The 19047-nt window shown below is 31.9% G+C and carries 14 protein-coding genes; 3 read left to right on the top strand and 11 right to left on the bottom strand.

Annotated features, from left to right (window positions below):
• The 5 genes from QYZ68_RS04170 to mutS all read right to left on the bottom strand — a co-directional run.
• Positions 1 to 215 (bottom strand): hypothetical protein (locus QYZ68_RS04170; RefSeq protein ID WP_301384298.1); only part of this gene is annotated, 215 nt, incomplete at its 3' end.
• A 4-nt stretch (positions 216 to 219) separates the two neighbouring features.
• The gene (nusA, locus tag QYZ68_RS04165) at positions 220 to 1665 is read right to left on the bottom strand and encodes a transcription termination factor NusA (RefSeq protein WP_301384297.1); all 1446 of its coding nucleotides are present in this window, start codon (positions 1663 to 1665) and stop codon (positions 220 to 222) included.
• A gap of 13 nt (positions 1666 to 1678) precedes the next feature.
• Positions 1679 to 2116, bottom strand: a complete 438-nt coding sequence (gene rimP / locus QYZ68_RS04160; RefSeq protein WP_301384296.1) for a ribosome maturation factor RimP — start codon at positions 2114 to 2116, stop codon at positions 1679 to 1681.
• A gap of 107 nt (positions 2117 to 2223) precedes the next feature.
• Positions 2224 to 2823 (bottom strand): type I phosphoribosyltransferase, encoded by a 600-nt coding sequence (locus tag QYZ68_RS04155; protein ID WP_301384458.1) that lies wholly within the window; start codon positions 2821 to 2823, stop codon positions 2224 to 2226.
• Between the two features lie 6 nt (positions 2824 to 2829).
• Complete coding sequence (gene mutS / locus QYZ68_RS04150; protein WP_301384295.1) at positions 2830 to 5403, bottom strand: DNA mismatch repair protein MutS; 2574 nt, start codon at positions 5401 to 5403, stop codon at positions 2830 to 2832.
• 20 nt (positions 5404 to 5423) lie between these two features.
• Here mutS and QYZ68_RS04145 point away from each other — a divergent pair, with 20 nt between their 5' ends.
• Positions 5424 to 5984 carry an STAS domain-containing protein gene (locus QYZ68_RS04145; protein ID WP_301384294.1) on the top strand — a complete coding sequence of 187 codons (561 nt, stop codon included), beginning with the start codon at positions 5424 to 5426 and terminating at the stop codon, positions 5982 to 5984.
• Between the two features lie 28 nt (positions 5985 to 6012).
• Here QYZ68_RS04145 and QYZ68_RS04140 read toward each other — a convergent pair whose 3' ends face one another.
• From QYZ68_RS04140 to QYZ68_RS04130, 3 genes are read right to left on the bottom strand one after another with little or no spacing between them, the layout of a single operon-like run.
• Complete coding sequence (locus tag QYZ68_RS04140; protein ID WP_301384293.1) at positions 6013 to 6531, bottom strand: OmpH/Skp family outer membrane protein; 519 nt, start codon at positions 6529 to 6531, stop codon at positions 6013 to 6015.
• A 31-nt stretch (positions 6532 to 6562) separates the two neighbouring features.
• Positions 6563 to 8995, bottom strand: coding sequence for an outer membrane protein assembly factor BamA (gene bamA, locus QYZ68_RS04135; protein WP_476390642.1), 2433 nt, complete (start codon positions 8993 to 8995; stop codon positions 6563 to 6565).
• Positions 8996 to 9040: 45 nt separating this feature from the next.
• Positions 9041 to 13432, bottom strand: coding sequence for a translocation/assembly module TamB domain-containing protein (locus tag QYZ68_RS04130; protein ID WP_301384291.1), 4392 nt, complete (start codon positions 13430 to 13432; stop codon positions 9041 to 9043).
• A gap of 73 nt (positions 13433 to 13505) precedes the next feature.
• On the opposite strand from QYZ68_RS04130, the gene tmk reads away from it, so the two are divergent.
• Positions 13506 to 14114, top strand: a complete 609-nt coding sequence (gene tmk, locus QYZ68_RS04125; RefSeq protein ID WP_301384290.1) for a dTMP kinase — start codon at positions 13506 to 13508, stop codon at positions 14112 to 14114.
• Between the two features lie 25 nt (positions 14115 to 14139).
• Positions 14140 to 14757, top strand: coding sequence for a hypothetical protein (locus tag QYZ68_RS04120; RefSeq protein ID WP_476390626.1), 618 nt, complete (start codon positions 14140 to 14142; stop codon positions 14755 to 14757).
• Here the strand turns inward: QYZ68_RS04120 and QYZ68_RS04115 are convergent.
• Genes QYZ68_RS04115 through QYZ68_RS04105 form a run of 3 tightly spaced genes read right to left on the bottom strand, consistent with a single transcriptional unit; the run spans position 14754 to position 19026 of the window.
• The gene (locus QYZ68_RS04115; RefSeq protein ID WP_301384288.1) at positions 14754 to 15869 is read right to left on the bottom strand and encodes a thymidine kinase; all 1116 of its coding nucleotides are present in this window, start codon (positions 15867 to 15869) and stop codon (positions 14754 to 14756) included. The two genes, QYZ68_RS04120 and QYZ68_RS04115, sit on opposite strands and share 4 nt — an antisense overlap.
• 27 nt (positions 15870 to 15896) lie before the next feature.
• Entirely contained in the window at positions 15897 to 17534 is a 1638-nt protein-coding gene (locus QYZ68_RS04110) for a S1C family serine protease (RefSeq protein ID WP_301384287.1), read from the bottom strand.
• A gap of 16 nt (positions 17535 to 17550) precedes the next feature.
• The gene (locus QYZ68_RS04105; protein WP_301384286.1) at positions 17551 to 19026 is read right to left on the bottom strand and encodes a hypothetical protein; all 1476 of its coding nucleotides are present in this window, start codon (positions 19024 to 19026) and stop codon (positions 17551 to 17553) included.
• Between the last annotated feature and the right edge of the window lie 21 nt (positions 19027 to 19047).

Below are 19047 nucleotides of genomic sequence, written 5' to 3'. Positions count from 1 at the left end.
CCGTAAGAATGACCTCCACTAGATTCCCTGTTATGAGTGTAATTCCTACCAGTCTCTTGCTTCCTATGTGAACCTACAGTACTTAAAGATCCACCCTTAGTTTCATTTGAACCCACCCCCCTGTCCAAGCGAGTCACAACCTTCACCACCTTCTTACGCAACTTAACAACTTTAATCTTTTTCTCATCTTCTTGGTCATCAATATTCTCTGACAAACTATTACTCCTCTTCAAACTCAAAACTGAGCCCTATCTTACAACCTGGACAAAAAGTCATACTTTCATTAATAACAGTCCCACATTCAGGACAAAGTAGTTCCTCTTCCTCTTTTATTCGATCAACAGACTCATCATCATTAGAAATTATTACCATTCCCTCATTTAATATCTTATTTATTTCATCTTGCTTTTCATAACTTACCCCAAGGCTTAAAAGCTTTTCTTCACTAGCACCCGAAAAATCATCAATTCCATCGAGCCCTGCCTCAATGACTCTAGAAACAACATCACCATCAAGAATCTTGAGCTCACTAATCTTAGTGAACTCCTCAAATTCATCTTCCTGAGCAGTCTCTTGAATAATTTTGTCAAACATCTCAAATGTTTCTTTTTTAAACTCTCCACTTTCCTTCATTTCTGCAAACTGACTATTAGTCTTAACATCAATTGCCCAATCAAGTAACCTATTTGCAAGCCTAACATTCTGTCCCATTTTACCTATCGCAAGAGACAACTGATCATCGCTAACAACAACCAAAGCCTTATGCAAATCCTCATCAAGAAGATACACATTATCCACCTTTGCAGGAGTTAAAGCATCCCTGATAAACTCTTTAACATCCCTAGAATAAGGTATAACATCTATTTTTTCTCCTTCAAGCTCCTTAATTATTGACTGAATCCTTACACCCTTCTGACCAATGCAAGGACCCACAGGATCAATCTCCTCTTTCTCCGTATAAACAGCAATCTTGGTTCTATAGCCTGGGTCTCTGACTATCTTGTGAATCTTAATAACACCTTCCTCAATCTCAGGAATTTCAAGAGTAAGAAGCTCCTCAATAAATTTAGGATGAGTTCTTGATAAAATCACTTCTATTCCATTTCTACCCTTCTTCACATTATGGACAAGAACTCGAATTTTTTCATTAAGCCCATAAACTTCCCTCGGGGATTGATACTTTTTAGGTATAACACCATCTGTACTACCAAGGTTAACATAAAGGTCCCCATTTCTATTCTGCTGCACATAACCAATAATAATTTTATTTAGCTTGTTTTTAAACTCTAAATAAAGTTCATTATCTTCAATACCCTGCAAATCACTTTTAGTCCTCTGCTTAGCAACTTGAATTGAAAGTCTGTCGAAAATCTTAGGATCAATCTCAACATAAGCATACCCATCCTCTATTATCTTAAATTCCCTAGCATCATCCTCCAGTATTTCAAGCGTAGCGTCCTTAACTTCTTCTACAATCTTTTTCTTTGAATATACCACCAAATCTCCACTGTCCTCATCAAATTCAATTAAAGCATTCTCACTTGTTCCAAAGTACTTTTTGTAAGCTATCACTATAGATTCTTTAACCGTCTTCTGGATAGCGTCCACACTCATCCCTCTCTCATTCGCAATATTACATATCATTTGGCCAGTGCCCTTTATCATCTCCAAGACTCCTTTATAATAATCTAGCCTTCCTTACATCGCTATAAAGAACTTTCATCTCTCTATTACCTGTTTTAAAAACAAAACTATCCTCCTCGGCCTCCAAAATAAACCCCTCCTCAAACCCATTATCCAACATCAACTTAATCCTTTTCCCCTCAAAAATCTTAAACTCCCTCCTGCTCTTAATTTTTCTATTCACCCCAGGTGTAGACAATTCTAGGCTAAAATTACATCTGAGAACCGTACCCAAACTTAACAAAATCATCTTATGCAAGTCACAAAGCTTATCAACTCCAAAATCACCCCGCCCATAAAGAACTACCTGAACTCTGCCCTGACCCCTTTTCTTAAAAGTGCTAATTTCTAAAATTTCAATCCCTAATCGATCCGTTATACTCTTTATTAAATCGTAAACTTCATTTTCTTCAAAACTTCTACTCAACCACATCCCTAAAAATAAAAGGCTCCCTCGAAAGAACCTTATTAAATAAAACAACCCACACAGGGTAAGGGTAGCATCAATGACAACAAATGTCAATTTCCAAAATTTTCAAATTAAACTTTAGAGATTGACATCTTTACCACATTCAAAGCTCCATTCCTCATCAATATATCTTCACAAAAAGACATGGATGTCCCCGTGGTAACAATATCATCAATAAGCACAATTTTTTTATCCCTAACAGGGTTATACCTCAACCTGATCTTATTTTCTAAATTATTAAGCCTTAATCTCCCACGCAAAACCTTCTGACTCTCACACCAACCTCGCTTCAGGATATTGACATAATTTACACCATGCTTCATTAATAAATTCCCAATATACTCCATGTGATCAAACCCGTAAAAAACTTTTCTTTTAACACTACAAGGAACACTAACCACAATATCAAAATCAATGCCAACTAAAAATTTAAAAATTCCATCCGTAAAAAATCGACCAAGCGCTTTTTGTCCATCTTTCTTGTAAGAAAGAACAATCTTTTTATATTCATCCCTGTATTCAAAAAAATACAAAATATTATCTCTAGATTTAATCCTAAAATTCAAAAACCCTATGCAGCGTTTACAGAGTGCATGTGAGTAAACATAACCCCTGTGGCAACAAACACAAAAGGGGAGAAATATACTTCTCAACACACCAATTCCACACAACAATATTTAACGTCCAATCTTTAAAATTATTTGATTAAGTAAATCCATTGCTTGATAGGGCGTAGTACTATTGATATCTACTTTAGAAATTAATTCCTTAATTTCTAGATAAGCATTGACCTCAGCCTCATAACTTAAAGCTTCATCCTTCTCTGATTCATCAACAGAAGTAGCTAAAGACAAAAGTTCTGGTATGCAAACCCTTTCCCTGCTTTTTAAACTTTTAAGAATAACCTTCGCCCTCTCAACAACTTTTAAAGGTATACCAGCTATTCGGGCAACATAAATCCCATAAGAATTAAGTGATGGTTTCTCCTCAACTTCCCTTAAAAAAATAAGTTCATTCCCTTGCTTCTCTATCTTCATTGATAGATTAACAAAAGATTCATGTTTAATAGCTGAAAGTTCATGAAAATGAGTTGCAAACAAACTCCTAGATTTAATATATCCTAAGATGTATTCAACAATGGAACATGCAATAGCAAGTCCATCACTAGTACTAGTACCCCTTCCTACCTCATCCATAATTATTAAACTATTAGAAGTTGCATTTCTTAAAATATTGGCTGTTTCATTCATCTCAACTAAAAAAGTGGATTCTCCTTTAGAAATATTATCACTTGCCCCTATTCTACAAAAAATCTTATCTGTGATTCCTATTGTAGCTTTAGAGGCAGGAACAAAAGATCCAATATGCCCCATTAAAACAACTAAAGCAGTTTGCCGCAAATAAGTTGACTTGCCTGCCATATTAGGACCGGTAATTAGACAAAAATACTTCTCGTTATCAATACTTACGGAATTTTTAGTAAAAGCTTCTACACCCTTCATATAATGTTCAACAACAGGATGCCTTGCCCCCTCAAGAATAATTTCTTTATGGTTAGTCAAAGTAGGTCTCACATATTCATTTTTTCTAGCTAAATAAGCAAAATTAGAGACTATATCACTGTATGCACAAAATTCAGAAACTTTCTTAATTACTGCATTGTGTTTAGCTACCCTTAAAGCTATCTCATCAAAGATCTCCTGTTCAAGGGCCGATAAATTATCTTCAGCATCATTAATATCTCTTTCAAGTTCAATAAGCTTGCTTGTTTTATATCTTTTTGCAGTATTTAGAGCTTGACTTTCGATAAAATGAGAAGGTACTTGTCCATAATAACTCTTTGTAACCTCAAAAAACAAACCTCTAGCATTAGTTTTCCTTATCTTAAGACTGTTAATTCTACTAAAATTCCTCTCAAAATTAAGATAATCATCCACATATTTACTTGCATTATTTTTAATCTCTCTTAAGCGATCAATTTTAGGATTATATCCTTGTTTTATAATCTCATCTTGTTCTCTTGAAATTGAACCATTTATTAAAGAATAAATTTCTCTTATGTTATCCTCATCATTAGAATCAAATATCCAATACCCAAAGGAGTGTTCGTTAAATAATCTCTTTATTAAAAAAAAAGCTATTAAAGCCTCTCTGATAAACAAAAAGTCTTTTTTTGCATATTTTCTCATCTGAATTCTTGAGATTACTCTCTCAACATCCCAAACGTTACTAAGAATATCTCTTAATTTCATAGTCAAATTAACATTATTGTTTAAAAACTCCACATGAGCTAACCTACCATTAATCTCAGAAATATCTAGAAGTGGATTTAAGATATATTCTCTTAGAAGTCTCTTACCCATAGGTGTCTTACAATCATTTAAGACTGAATAAAGGGAATAATTAGAAGTTAGATCATTGTTATTTTTGACAAGCTCAAGATTTATTTGAGTAACATCATCAAGAAACATATAAGCAGAATCGTTATTAATATGGATCGTGCCAATATTGCTCAACAAATTCTTTAAGTTGTTTTTTACATAATCTATTATCAAGAAAGACGAAATATAGTAAGGCTCCTCCTCTTTAAAACCGAGCGAACCTAAGCTAACCATACCAAAATGCTCTTTTAATGATTTTATTGCAATCTCTTTATCCAAATGCCAATCGGGAATCTTGTTTACCAAAAATCTGTCAAGAACAAGTTTTTCTAAATACTTATAGTAAAAACTTTCTGATACTATTATTTCTTTTGGAAAATATTTCTCGATATCCCTTCTTAATTTTTCTAAAAAATTACCCTCATATAGAATTATTCCAAGCCTGGAAGTTGATAACTCTATATACGAAAATGAACAATATCCTTTGTAATCACTAATGGCAATCAAATAGTTATTAACATCATCTTCTAAAAAATCTTCATCAATAACAACACCAGGACTTATAACCTCAACAACTTCCCTCTCCAAAGGCCCCTTAGCGTCCGATTGCAAGCCTTGCTCACAAATCGCAACCTTTTTATCTAGTAAAATTAATTTTTTTATATACTCCTTACTAGCCTGGCAAGGTACCCCACACATAGGAACACCTTCTCGTTTGGTCAAAGTCAAACCTAAAAGCTTACTCCCCTCAAGAGCATCATTGAAGAACATCTCATAAAAACTTCCTACCCTAAAGAACACAATAGCATCCTTATAACTATTCTTAATCCTTAAATACTGTCTCATCATTGGTGTGACATTTTTTTCCATAAAACAATACTGAATTATAATTGATATTATTGACACTTTACAATATACTTACTAGCGAAGAAGAATGGAATATGAGAGAAAGTGCTCCCGAGAGTGGTGTTTTTTATTTATTCGAAAATTCCTCTGTTTTTATAAAGCTGATTAATAGGTTTACTGCGCTGCATGGAGTCGGGTTTAGGGCGCTCGTTGAAGATGTGTTGCTAAATAATAGCGGGGTCCAGACGTTGTATTTGGATTTGTCGGAGGCACAGTACTTAGACTCAACGTTTATGGGAACTCTGGTTCATGTCAAGAACAAGAGCGATGAATTAGAAAAAAATTTTAAAGTCGTAAACCCTAGCAAAGAAGTTCTTGAAAATTTAAAATCTCTTGGCCTTGAAAAGATATTAAAGATAGAAGATAGAGAGGAAACTTTTAAAAAAAGCAGAATGAAGGAATTTCCTTGTTATAGTGCCCAGAAGAATCAAATATTTAGGTCAATATTGAAATCACACATTTTACTCTCAAACATCAACAAAGACAACAAAAAAGAATTTTGCAGCTTGCTTAAAAGATTAAAAAAGGAAAGTCGTAACCGCTAAGACCTTAGTAAAAGACACGTTTTACTGTTTATTGTTTATTTAAATGTTTAATTACATCTTCTGTCATATCGACAATGCTATTATAATAAAGGATGTAAGGATTGTCCTTTTTCATAACCAAAGAAACACCATTAGTCTCTGCAACATACTGAATACCATTGAGTATTTTACTCCACAATATCCCATCGCTATTTATGCTGTTTATATTAATCTGTTTTTGCTGGTCAAGGTTGCTCTTTGCTAAAGTTGTAAGCTTTTTAAGTTCATCTATTTTCAAATTATATTGATTACCATAACTCCTTGCACCATCTAAATCATGAGCACTAACGGCCTCATCATACATTCTTCTTAATTCTTTAATCTCGGCATTTAAAACATCCATTTTTTCTTGGTAATGTTTTTTTAACTGTTCAAGATTAGATTTTAACTGTGGATTTAAAAACTCAATTACAATCTTTTCAAAATCCACAATTCCCACCTTTGTAACATCTATTGCAAAACCATTGAACTGAAATAAATACACCAACAAAAGAACCATCAAAGACATATTCTCTCCTGTAAAGACAAAAGCAATTATATTAATACCTCATATCAATTGCTAAGAAAAATTTAAAGCCTGCATAGTAATTGTAGTGCCTATTAACTCCTGTGTTATCAAAATAAAACGGATAGGCAACAACTAAAGATAAAGGCAACTGCGGTAACAAACTCCTAACTCCAAATCCCCAACTAAACATAAAACTACCAAATGGAACAAATAAGGCATTTTCTTTCTCTTCCAAAGAATAAGCAGCCATATCTAGGAACAAAGCATCCCAAACCAAGATATTTTTAATCAAAGGCATTGACAACTGAATAGTATTAATAAATGAACTATAAATATTTTTTAAAGTTCCCCATCCCCTAGCTATCATAAAATTTTCACTAATAGTTATAAAATGATGTGGCTGTATCTCCACTTCAAAACTGTTTCCAAGAGGCGGTAAAATATTTGTATAAACACTTCTTAAAGTCAATATTAAGTCAAAAAAAGGAGTAAAAACATCTTGATACCCTAGAAGAGAAATATACCTTTCAAATGTGGTAGTAGATTTTGTAAAATGGCTCTGGCCAAATAAAAACCCACCAAAAAAATCAAAATGCTGTTTAAGTAAAAATCCATCATTAGATAAAGATTGAGAATTTCTTGTATCCCACGCTACACCAAGACCAAGAGAATTTTCAAACCTAATAGTATGATAATTATCTCTTAAATAATAGCTTGAAGGCCTATTAACACTATTGTCATAATGAACATATTTTAAAGCGGATTGCACAGTTCCAGTAAATGTTTGCTTGCCAAGGTAATTAGAAAAAGTATATCCAGTGACAAAAGCTAAACTCAATTTAATCAAAGAATAATTCATAGTATTAAAGTCTGAAAAATTCTTCGCATTATGATACTCTTCCCAACTTTCAAAAGGATCCGGCACTTCCTTTTTGCCTGTAAAAATGGGCCCATTGATATCTTGATAGGCCGTATTTATAGAATGTGAAAAATCAAGAAATCCTCCAAAAGTCCATCTAGTCTGCATAAACCAATAATCTTCAAATGACAGTCTCAAACTCTGTTCCGAGAAAGCAAGATTAAGTTTTGTAGACAAAGAATATCCTTCGCCTAAAAAATTAGATTGCTCCCATTGTCCAAACAACGAAAATGGAAACCAAGAATTACTAAATCCACCAAAATTCATACCAAATCTAAAGCTTGCTGTTTCTCTCTCCTCAACTGAAAAATTTATCTTCATCAAACCATCAATATTGCTCTGTGCAATATCAGGAACAACATTGCCAAAATAACCAAGTCTCTGCAAGTTAAGCATCCCCATCCTGAATTTTTCCAAACTAAAAACATCGCCTTCCATTAACGGTATCTCTCTAAGTATTACATGGGAGGCTGTCTTCTTATTACCCGAAATAGTAATAGACTCAATGTGAGCCTTATCTTTTTCTACTATCTTAATTAAATAATCTACGAATTCCCCTCTCATTTGCCTAGAAGGCACAATTTCTGTAAATATGTATCCATCCGAATAATATTTCTCTCTAATTTTTGAAAAATCCTGCTCAAATTTCGCATCATTGAAAATATCCCCTTCCTTAAGAGTAACTAAAGCCTGTAACTCTTCTAAGCTGAAAACCAAATTGCCAGAAATCTCAAGCTTACCAAATTTAAAAACTTCGCCCTCTGAGATGAAGTATTTCAAAAAAACCTCTTTTTCCGACTTACCGGGTTCACTAGGATCTCGTACATCCACAGTACTATTTACAACCTTAACGTTAATATATCCATTATTCTTATAAAAAGACTCAAGTTGAATCTTGTCCTTATCAACATTTGACTTTAAATACTTTCCATCAGAAAATAAAGACGCTGTTCTTGATGCTAAATATTTCCTGAGAGTACTACCCTTAAAGTTTAAATTTCCCTCAAAATCAACTTCTTTAACAACATATTTAGGCCCTGCTTTTATTTCAAACACAATATCTACCAAATTGTTAACTTCTTTAGTCTCATATTTAACAGAAACATCAAGATACCCAGCTTCTCTATACATATCTTCAAGCTGAACAACACCTCTCTTAACATTTGAAAGATTTAAAGACTCATTTATCTTAATCTTTGCCTTATCACGCAGCTCACTGTTCCAAAAAACTTTACTATTATCAACAAAAGAAATAGTCTTTACTAAAGATTTTTCCTTTACAAAAAATGTAATAAGAAGTTTATCGCCCTCTACTCTAAATTCAGGTCTAATAAGACCATCAAAATAATCAAGAGCATATAGATCAACTTGTAATTTATCAAAAACCTCATTAGAATAAATTTGTCCCAAATAAGAATTTACAATAGAGGAAAGGTTCCTTTTGTTTATATTTTTAAGTCCATCAAAATCAATACTTTTTATCATCTTTCCCTCATAATTAACCTGAGAATAACCCAAATTAATTGGAAAAACAAAAAAAAACATAAAAATTAAAACCTTAAAAACCCTCATCCAAAACCCCTTAAGCACTCAATACTTAAACTTCCAAGAAATAGATATGTTATTTCCCATACCGCGCAGACCATTCTTGGTGAGATCGTAATCAAAAACATAATCAACAAAGAAAAACGGCGAATCAAGCTCAATACCAAAATTGACGATAAAGTTCAAATTCTGAGAAAACGGAGTAGTCTGCTCTTTTAAAAACCCAAAACCAGCCTTACCAAAAACACCACTAGTAAAATACTTACCCACCTCAACACTTGTATTATCAAGAAAGCTCGCAAAAGTTGGGTTCCCTGATATACCAATAACATTCCTCAATATATCCGTCTTTATACTCAACAGGTCTAATTTTAATACAGAACGTGCATAATCTTCAATAGGCTGTACTACCAAATCCACAAGAATATCATTAGCAAACCCGATTGCAAGCTCGGCCGTGTTGGTACCTGCAGACTTCAATCCATGTTCACTCCCAATTATTGAACTTGACAAAAGATATTTTATCTCTTGTTCAGTTCGAACAGGATAGGATATAAATCTGAAATCCCACAAACTTAAAGGACCATCCATACCCATAGTCACAAGCAATTTTTCACTGCCATCCTTAATTGTGTTTGTCGCTTCAATTTTTACCCATGGATCAAATTTGGCCTTATTTTCATTGAAGGAGATATATGAACCACCCTTGAATACAAATTTCTTGTTATTGTAATTAACAGAACCATTTGCTATGTTTAAATCTCCCTTAAGCATGAAATCATCTGTTCTAGTGTCAGACTTAATTATCAATTCATTGCCTTTAGCAACAGTGACATTTAAAAACGAAATCTTGTTATCTGGCCAATGAAAAGCAACATTGCTGTCAAAATTTACCTTAAGATCTGTGATAATAGCAAAATCTTCAGAACCAATATCCTCAGTTTTAGAGCCTTTCTTTCTCTTAAAAGGATTCATTAAAAAATCAAAAATCGAATTCTCAAGCAAGTAAACCCAAGAGTTTGAAATACTTAAATCTCCACTAAGCATAATCTCTTCGGCATTGCCTTCAATAAAAAAATTACCCGATGCATAGCCAATAAAATTTATAGCTACTTTATCAAATTTAATAGGAACTCCAGAATCACCAGGAATATCAATATCTACCTTATAATAATCGACAATAGTATCACTTAAAAAATTAAGATTAAGACTAGCAAAAACATTAAAATCTGAATAATAGCCTAAGTTAAAGCTATTATCTAAAATAAGCTTATTATCCTGAACCAGGATTGGTACATTAACTAATTCCAAAATTCTACTCTTCCCGTGCTGTCTAGAAGATTTCAGATATTCAGTACTAATTGACCCACTCAATACATTAAGCTCTCCATTAAGATTTGGGTTATACAAATCTCCCTCAATACTCAATTCACCCCCTAAATTAATATCATGTAGAACAAAATGTTCCTCAATATTAAGAAGAGCTTCTGAGTTTAGAAAATCTTTTGTAATTAACCCTGAATTAAATTTAATATCCTGAATAATCCCGTTAATTTTATTATTCAAAACTTTACCGGATGCATCAAAACTGAGAGGCAAATAATCACCAATCCTAATGTTAAAATTACCATCAACATATTCATACAAAACATCAATAAGATCATATTCAACTGATAACGCACTAAATTTTTCAGAATTGTCTCTAAATTCGATCGTAAGATTAGAAAGATTATTGTCCTTATATCTTAAGCCTCTGAAAGAAATTTCTCCCTCGGTTTCTCTCCTTAAAATACCAATCTCTTCCTCTTCCTTATTTTCAAACCTTTGAAAAGTTGCATCAACTCTTGATGAGAAAAGATCACTATCAATATTTAAATTAGAAACTCCAATAGAATTTTTAATATCATATCTAAAACTACCTGTAAGAATTTCTCTTTTGTTCTGTGTTGCCTTTATGTTGTAGATATTAAGATTATTATCAATTAATCCCAACTTAAAAGAAAAATACGTAGGAATTCCCATTAAAGACATTCCATCTGTTTCAAGGTATGCGTTAAGAGAATAATTAAACAAATCATTTTCTTTAAAATTAAAAATAAAATTACCGTTAGCTTTTCCATTCAAGAAAGATAGAAACTGAAAATTATCAAAATCCAACCCCTGAAATCTTCCCAAAACATAATTGCCATCTTCATTAGAATTAATTCCTAAAAAATAACGCTCTGTGCTTACATTTGAAAATAGGTTTATCTCCCCGCCAAGTTTATCACTTAAATCAAAATGCCCCTGTCCTTGTAAATTTGAGTACTTATTTACAAATTTAATGTTTGAGAGATTAACCTCTTTATTCTTATATAAACCCTTAAAGCTAAAATTAAGATTATAAGCCGGATTATTAGAAATCTTATCCAATCTAAACTTATTGATTACAAGACTTAAATCATCGTTAATTTTCTCATAATTTCCATAAGAATTAACATTTAACAAAACATCAAAATCTTTATCATGAAAACGGAAATCATCAATATTTAAAGAGTAAGTCATCATAGAATTAGCATAATTTAAATTGGCCTTCGCCTTAGGCGACAATTCAAGGCTAACATCCTTATCTTTAAAATTAAATTCAATATACAAAGGATAATTTTTGTGCAAGTAACTAAAATCTGTCGTGATCTTTAGTCTGTCATCAAGCAAATGTATTAAAAAAACAGAATTTATATTATTATCGCCACCCTTGTAGGTGAAATTCTTCACCTTATAAATGCCCTTCTCTCCGCTAGCATCAAACATCAAACTGAAATTATCCAATTTTGAAGATATAGAAAAATTAAGACCATTCAGTCTAGACTTTTCATAACTCAGAGTATTTAAATCAAAATCCGATGTTAAGTTAAAGTACTTACCCGATAATAAATGCTCGGGAATAAACTTAGTAATCACAGACTCTGGTATAATGTCCTTTAGAAAAAGTAGAGGAAATTCTTTAACACCCAAATTAAACCTAAAATTTTCCTTATCAAAATCTCCTTTTAGCAAAACCATAGAATTGTTATTTTTAAAATTTAGTAAATAATTAACATAAGTTTTATCTTGAGAGAAACTAGTTTTAAAAATTAAGTTTTGAACTTCAAGTCCCCCGATTTTAAAATTATCAGATTTTACCAAAAAATTGCTCTTCTCTTTACTAAAATCTAAATATCCATTAATATCTCTAAAATTTAGTATTCTTGCAGATCTAAAATCAAGCCTTCCTATTGGCACTAAATCCTCTAAGGAATAGTATCCCTTATAATTAACAAACCCTCTCCTAAGCTTTAAAAAAGCATTCTGTATTTTCGCAATTTTATTATTACCTTTAAGTTGTATCCTTATTCCTTGGATCTCTTCGTTTATTGTGGTGTCTTTTGAGGATGAATTTAACAAAAACGAATATCTTAAATCCTCATCTCGAAAATCATAAGAAAGTGCCAATTGCCCATTCAGGGCTATGTTGACATAATCTTTATAATCATTAAAATCTTCATCAAGTCTTATCCAATTTAGAAGATTGATATCGAAAAACAAAGCATCCAATCTCAAAAAATTTTTATTAACATCGTAGCTTAAATTAAAATCCAAATTTTCTCTTCTGAGATTAAAAACTTCAAGATTTCCCTTTGAATAATTTATTTGAAAACCCTGATCAAGTAGAGAAAAATAACCTGTATTAAGTTCCAAAAAACTGATATTAACATACCCATCTTCAAGGTCCTTTTTAAATTTGCCTTCAAAATAAAATGTCGAATCCAGAGAGCTTTTATTGCTAGCATCTTCCTTAAAATCTGCAGAAGAACTAAAATCCACAATGGAACTAAATAAAAAATCATCATCAATGGTTTTTAATCCAAAATTTTTGACTTTAAATTTTAAAAATTTATCTGAACCCAACTTAAGATTGATATTAATGTCTTCCAAATTAATATGAAGCTTGTCTAGATAATCAGACATTTTACCGATGATTGCATGGTTATTAAATTTATCGTCATTTAGTTCAAAATTGCCAGAGCTTGAACTTAATGACTGTAAAAGATTTAAATCATTTAAATCAAAATTTAGAGTACTACCCTCCACAAAAATATTTAAAATAATATTCTTATCTCCCAATAGCAGTTTAAACAAGTCCAAATTTATCTTAACCGTACTCATCAATACCTTTTCTTGGTCATTTAAACTCAATTCTAGATTATCTATCTTTATTGACGAGAAAAAATACGGCGCAATGCGATCGTATTTTATTTTAAATCCCGACTTCGATTCAAGATAACTTATGACTAAATATTTTACAGAATAAACCTGAACTTGAATAAATAAGACAAAAACCACAAGAATTGATATAAAAGCCAAAACTGAACAAAAAAACGTTAAAGGAAGTCTACTTCTCACAAAAAATAAATTCATATATTTATGTGTATATTATATAATAACTCACTGGTATCTAATTGTTTAAAAACATCTAGGGAGATAAACATTTTTGAGTAGGGTTTTGAAAAACTTTTATTGTATAGAAGGTATCGATGGAAGTGGGAAGACGACCATGATTCAAAGACTACAAAAACTTTGTAGCAACAAACTAAAATACTATTTCACAAGAGAACCCTCAGAGGGGGTAATTGGAGAATTTATTAGGAAACAATTAACCAATTTTAAAAATCCGATGCAAGAAGTAGCACTAACTCACCTGTATACAGCAGATAGATATGAACATCTTTACAATCCAAAAGACGGAATAATTAAAATATTAACCAAATCCAAAACTAAAGTAATAACTGATAGATATTTATTCTCATCCATTGCTTATCAAGGAAATTTGGGGCAACAATTAAACAAAGACTTCCCTTTGCCCGAAGTAATTTTCTTCATAAAGATAGATCCTAGAATTGCATATGAACGTATTGGAAAAAATAGAATACAACCTGACCTCTTTGAATTTGAAGCAAAAAAACTTCAAGATATCAATGACAGATATGAGGCTATCCTCAAAGATTTCAAACAATTACTAAACATAGTCTACATTAAAAATTCAGATGAAGAAGACTTGGAAATAGGAGCGAGAAAAATATTTAATTTAATCAAATTTTAATATAATGAGAGCAGAAGGAAGCAAAATGTATTGCAAAAATTTTTTTACCCTGTACTTGTTTGTACTTTCGATGTTCTTGGCAGTAGATGCTAATGCATCATCAAAATTTTTCTATGCTGAACAATGGTACGTCATCTTTAACACACAAATGAAAAAAAGACCTCAAAATTTTAAAAGGAATATATTTTTTCTAAAAAATGCATTAGAGTTCCCTTTCGGAAATCCTCAGTATTCTTTAGCAAAAGTGGAAACAAGAGAAGAATGGGATAAATATAAACTTCTCTTTAGGATGCATGTAAACCTACTTCTTGTTAAGCAATATCTGTACCTAGGTGATCTATTTGACACGAGATATGCACATTTTTACAAAACTCCGAAAAAAGATGGAATTCTTGAAAACTTAAATAAAGCTACAAACTTTTATAAAATAGCTACCTCCTTTTACAAAGAGGCCTTAACGTTCCATAAGAAACTGAAAAAATACAAATCTATCACAATACAGAGTGATGGAATAACAAACTGGGAAGACGAATATCACAGAATTGAAACTAACGAATTGAACTACTACGATATAATTGAAAAAGAACTGGCACGTATTGAAAAAACAAAAAAAATTTTCAATGAAAGAACAAATCACTACTAGGATATCCCAAACCTTTCCTTATGCTCCTTTGAAAAGAATACCTTTTGAATGTAATCCCTGTTAAGAGAAAATTTATCAACAAGTTCTTTAAAATCATCCCTACTGAGGATATTATATTCCAATGCAAGTGTAATTAAGGCTCTTTCGGCCAAAAAAGGCAATTTAAATAAGTTATTCAAGACTTCAACCTCACATTTCCCTCTAGACTCAATTGAAAGAGAACTTTCAAAAGTTGAACTGCATTTACCGCTATTTAAACACGATATTTCTCTCTCAAATAATTCCTTATCACCCTGAACATATAGTAAGGCAAAAGGCTTAAGAACAGTGAAAAAATATTCTCTGCCCACAAGACAATGATGCTTAGCACATCTTGCAGCATAATTTGGATAAACAGCAGACTCAACAATCCCATCTCCCCCAACAATCAACAAGGGATCAAAGTAAGGAGCTGCTATTTCTCGTCCTTCGTAAAAATAATACCTATATGTTAAAAACGACTCATCCATACAGCCATCATGCTCACAATAAGCACCAATACGACAAACCTTATCTGAATATTCTATTAAAAGTTTAGCAGTATTATTAAAAATCTCTTTTCTGAAATTATAAATCAAGGTGGGCAACACAAACAAAATGTCCAAATCCAAAGCAAGTCTGCTTAAAACAAAAACCAAGCGTTCTTCATAAAAACAAGCCTCATCAACAATAAAAGTACCATACCGAGAGTTATCTTCTACTATTTTTTCAACATCAAAAGAATTACCCGAAAACCCAACACCACTAACTCCATCAACCACGCCACCTCTATAAGGAATAACATTTTCTGGACAATCTTTAAATCTTTTCCTATCAAGAACATTTCTAATAAAAAATACATTGGCTCTATTCCTGCTGCCTTTAGTTATAGAACTTAATATTTTTAGGGATTTATTCTTAATGATAAGAGAGTCCTTATAAATTCTAGCCGCATATTCGGTCTTTCCACTACCCATAGGCCCAACTACAAGCATTAGATTTAAACTACTTCTAAAATCAAAATGGCTAACAGAGATCATGCTACTCAACCTAGGATCCATTTCTCCACTAGCAAAATTCAAATAAAAATTCATAACCACACCCTGACTATTTTAAAACATTTATACAAATGCAAGGGAATCAAATGGAATAACAAGCTGCAAAGGAGCTCCTAAATAACCCGAGAACAGCTTTTTTGCATAAAGCAATAAAACAAATACTCTCTTACTTTTAAGATATTTAAAATCATAAATAAAAACATCATCATTTATCCTAAAATTAAGCTCACTTCCTATTTTATTGGAAAATACTTTAGTAACCCTATATTCTCTTGAAGAGACCAACGTCAAGCTTAACCCCAAAAAAGCTCCCATCAAATTTTTTAAAGAATCTATCTTTAAAATACTCTCAATTATATCCTTTGGTCTCTCTTGAGGGTAAAGATAAATCTCGTAGTCCTTATTATCTCTTCTATAGATAACCCTTACCATAGCCTTTTTTTGTAGGATATAATATTGAAGCTCTCTTAAACTTTCAAAGTTTAGGGAATCAACACTAAGAATAGAATCACCACTCCTCATCCCACCAATATCTGCAGGAGAATTAGGCGCAACATATGATACTTCCAATTTCCCCAAACTTTCAGAGAAGATCAAGCCCAACCACTGATTTTTTAAATTCCCTCCTCCATACATAAAGGGTAAAACTTTTAAAACCCATTTTGAAGGAATAACAAAATTAAGCCCTTGTGTATGTAAAATTCCAGCAAATGTAATCCCAATAAATTCCCCAGCTTCATTGACTACAGGCCCACCAGAATTGCCCCGATTAATGGCAGCATCAATCTGGTACGAATCACCAACAGGCAACAAGTCTCTGTTCTTACCAGATATTATTCCTGAAGTAATAGTCTTTTCAAGGCCCATAGGAGAACCCATTGCATAAATTTTATCCCCAATGTTAATATCTGAAGGATAATTTAAATTAAACTGACTTTCTACTTTAAAAGCAACCTTAATTAAAGCAAGATCCATCTCCTGAGAATAAGCAATTACCTTAGCAGGAAGTTTTTCCCCCTTGCCCCTTGGAAGCCTAACATAAAGACTTGAAATTCCGTCATATTCCTCATCAACCTGAGAACTAACTACATGGTAATTAGTCAAAGCATACCCCTTATCCTTATCAATAACAAAAGCTGTTCCCAAAGCAATATTTGGAACCATATTCCCATTTAACAATTTAGTACCCATATTTACCCAAACCGTTAAAACGGAAGTATCAAGTAATAAATTCCTTGAAGGAGACTTTTCATTAATAATAAAATCTTTTAAAGAACTAAAAGTATTATCAAATAAATAATATTTCGCAAAAAAACTTGCAAGATTTGGATCTTCAATCTTTAAATTTTCAAGATGCCTTAAAATCAATTGCTCCTTACTCTCGCTAAGCATAATGCCAAACAAATTTAAGGTTTCAAGCTTATGCAGAGCCTTATCATACTCTTTTTTCTGATAAAAACTTAAATATTCACTCTCAATCCCAAATAAAGCCTTATCTTTTAGGTCTAGAGTATCTTGATCAATTTCAAGTCCTCTGTTTTTCAAGTTATAGAAACTCGAAAGAGCAACTTCAAAATTATTATTCTTAATGTGACTGTCTATATTATCAGATGGAATATAGTAAATCTGCTTGTCGTCTATTTCCCTTACTGTTTTGCACGCAAAAACCAGTACGATAATAAGAACAAACTTTTTATGCATCAACAATTCCTAAAAGCTAATTAATATAACAAAATGCATCATAACTATCATCCAGGATAACTTTTTTAGCTTTTATTACCCCTCCATCATAAATTTCGACATAGTTAAACTTCCTAGACCCGTTAACTTTTCTATGAACTGAAATCAAATCCCCAACCCCATAATGCCTAACCTCAACAACCTCATTTTTATTCAATATTTTTTTCTCTATTAAATTTTCTTTAAATTTTGAAACTGAAACTTTCCTAAGACTTAAATTCAAAATACTGGGAAGAAAAATCTCTAAAACATCCGTCATCAAAAATCCATTAATTCCTATATAATCCACGTTATAGATAAAATTATTAAAAATTTCATATTTAAAAGAATTTAAAGCAAAAGTATATATCTCTTTTTTATCGAAACAATCAAACTCAATCACGCTTACATAAGGATAAATGGAATATATAACCTTATAACCAAATAAACTATTTTCATAACAAACAGGAGATCTATCTTTAAAATAGACTCTATTAAAATACCCATCATCCTTATTCAATTCCGAGGCATAATCTACCATTTTTGAAAAAAAACTCACCAAAGCACCATTTTCAAACACGGCAGCGCCATTTTTACCGTCCACAAAATACATACCAGATAAATTTTGATAATGCCCCAAAAATTCTTTTCTTATCTCAGGATCTGCCAAAAGATCGTAAAACATCTTATATTCATCTATAGTTTTTGGGGGACTTGCCCTAAAGAATACATAAGCTTCATCGGGAGTTAATAGCTTATATTTTAATAAATAAATACTCTGAACACCATTCAGCTTCTTACTCCTAGCCTTTAAAAGGGAAAACAAAGCAACAGAATTGGATTCATCCAAGGCTGCATTCCTACAAATGTAATCAATATTATCATTATCAAAAAAAGAATCTTCTCTTAATCTAAGCTTGCTAAAAAGACTCGGAAAAAACTTATCTTCCTTTAAAAACCACTTAAAAAATTTAAAATCATCACCGTATACAGAAAAAGAAGCTGCTAAAATTTTATTAAAATTCTCATCAAAATCACCAAGTCTATCCGAAGCTTCAAGCCTCATATAAATCAATTCTTTATCGCTCTTTAAATCACTGTCTAGCCTATCGTATAGAGCAACAATTTCTCTATTCCTAGAAACATCCTCATTTTGCCTCAAAATTAATGAAAAATACTGACGATACAAATCCCTAATCTTTAGGGATTCAAATTTATTGATATCTAGTGCAGATTTTAATAAATAAATCCTATCCAGTAACGAAATATCATCCCTAAATGAAAGCTCATAAAGAGCATCCGAATTACTTAAATCAAAATCAAGCGAACCATACACCATATCCATCCCTCTTTGAGTGCCTGTAAAACTTTTGGCCTCATTAAGAAGAATTTTAGATATATCCCTATCTCCCTCACTTAAAACAGCATTTAAGTTCATTAGAGACAAAAGAAGAAAAATCTTCAAGAAATTCATACGGACCCCTTAAAAATCTTA

This window comes from Borrelia sp. P9F1 (assembly GCF_030436115.1).
In the GTDB taxonomy this organism is placed as follows: domain Bacteria; phylum Spirochaetota; class Spirochaetia; order Borreliales; family Borreliaceae; genus Borrelia.
Note: the sequence above shows the minus strand (reverse complement) of the source record. Positions and strands in the feature narration are given on the sequence as shown.

What these genes read in the sequence shown, in the direction of transcription:
- nusA (WP_301384297.1), bottom strand. Translation starts at nt 1,665, where the DNA reads ATGATAAAGGGCACTGGCCAAATGATATGTAATATTGCGAATGAGAGA.
- rimP (WP_301384296.1), bottom strand. Translation starts at nt 2,116, where the DNA reads ATGTGGTTGAGTAGAAGTTTTGAAGAAAATGAAGTTTACGATTTAATA.
- mutS (WP_301384295.1), bottom strand. Translation starts at nt 5,403, where the DNA reads ATGGAAAAAAATGTCACACCAATGATGAGACAGTATTTAAGGATTAAG.
- QYZ68_RS04140 (WP_301384293.1), bottom strand. Translation starts at nt 6,531, where the DNA reads ATGTCTTTGATGGTTCTTTTGTTGGTGTATTTATTTCAGTTCAATGGT.
- bamA (WP_476390642.1), bottom strand. Translation starts at nt 8,995, where the DNA reads ATGTTTTTTTTTGTTTTTCCAATTAATTTGGGTTATTCTCAGGTTAAT.
- QYZ68_RS04130 (WP_301384291.1), bottom strand. Translation starts at nt 13,432, where the DNA reads ATGAATTTATTTTTTGTGAGAAGTAGACTTCCTTTAACGTTTTTTTGT.
- QYZ68_RS04120 (WP_476390626.1), top strand. Translation starts at nt 14,140, where the DNA reads ATGTATTGCAAAAATTTTTTTACCCTGTACTTGTTTGTACTTTCGATG.
- QYZ68_RS04115 (WP_301384288.1), bottom strand. Translation starts at nt 15,869, where the DNA reads ATGAATTTTTATTTGAATTTTGCTAGTGGAGAAATGGATCCTAGGTTG.
- QYZ68_RS04110 (WP_301384287.1), bottom strand. Translation starts at nt 17,534, where the DNA reads ATGCATAAAAAGTTTGTTCTTATTATCGTACTGGTTTTTGCGTGCAAA.
- QYZ68_RS04105 (WP_301384286.1), bottom strand. Translation starts at nt 19,026, where the DNA reads ATGAATTTCTTGAAGATTTTTCTTCTTTTGTCTCTAATGAACTTAAAT.